At 61.0% G+C, this 1,114-nt stretch carries 1 protein-coding gene; it reads left to right on the top strand.

Annotated elements, in window-relative coordinates:
* Positions 1–74: 74 nt before the first annotated feature.
* A partial coding sequence (locus tag MHY23_RS11800; protein ID WP_239307705.1) for an IS1249 family transposase occupies positions 75–1,114 on the top strand: 1,040 nt, incomplete at its 3' end.

Here is a 1,114-nt window from a genome sequence, read left to right as displayed (position 1 = left end):
TATCTGGGTCTCGAGCGTTCAATCCTCGGTGTGGCAGCGTTGGTGTGCTATGCGCGGCGTGGTGTGGTGTCGCAATGTCAAAGAACCAACCTCGCTGCTACTGCGGCGGTGAAATGAAACGCAACGGCACCACTAGCAAAGGCACCACCAGATGGCGCTGCAAACAATGCGGCGCCTCCAGCGTGAAACGCCGAAGCGACATCACCAACGCGGCGGCGTTCACCGTCTTCATCGACCACCTCACCACCGGTGCCAGCCTCGATACTGTTGCCCGCCGTGTGGGGTGCTCACCGCGCACGATGCAACGTCGATTCGAACCGTTCTGGTTCGTTGATGTGCCTGACCCCACCGCCGGCCACGACAAGCGGGTCTACGACCAAATCTTCCTCGACGGCACCTACACCGCCGGCGGCTGCCTGATCATCGCGGCGACAATCGACCACGTGATCGCCTGGCACTGGTGCAAACACGAAACCACCCGCGACTACCAGCTGCTGCTTGAACGCATCGAAGCCCCACTCATCGCCGTCATCGACGGCGGCCAAGGAGCCTACAGCGCAATCAAAAAGTGCTGGCCGACCACGAAAATCCAACGCTGCCTCGTCCACGCCCAACGGGTGGTGCGCCGCTACACCACCAGCAACCCGCGTACGGATGCCGGGCGCACCATCTACCGACTTGCGCTGAAACTGACCCGGATCACCACGCTGGATGAAGCCGCCGCATGGGGTGCGCAGCTGCACGAGTTCTCCACGATCTACCGGTCATGGATGGACGAGAAAACCCTGATCAAGGACCCCAAAACCGGTGCATGGACACGGGTGTGGACACACCACAACGTGCGCAAGGCCTACAACAGCCTCAACCATCTTTGGCGGTCCGAGATGCTGTTTGTCTACCTCAACCCGCCAGCAGGAGTCCTTGCGCCCGAGCGGATCAAATCCACCACCAACAGCCTGGAAGGCGGCATCAACGCCCAGCTCAAACTGCTCGCCAGAACCCACCGCGGCAGATCAGGCGAACGACAACGCCGCATGCTGGATTGGTGGCTCTACTTAAAAACGGAACTGCCTGACGATCCAGTACGAATCGCCAGGCAGTCCAACTGGGGCCA

This window comes from Corynebacterium sp. ACRQP (genome assembly GCF_022345915.1).
GTDB lineage: Bacteria > Actinomycetota > Actinomycetes > Mycobacteriales > Mycobacteriaceae > Corynebacterium > Corynebacterium lehmanniae.
Note: the sequence above shows the minus strand (reverse complement) of the source record. Positions and strands in the feature narration are given on the sequence as shown.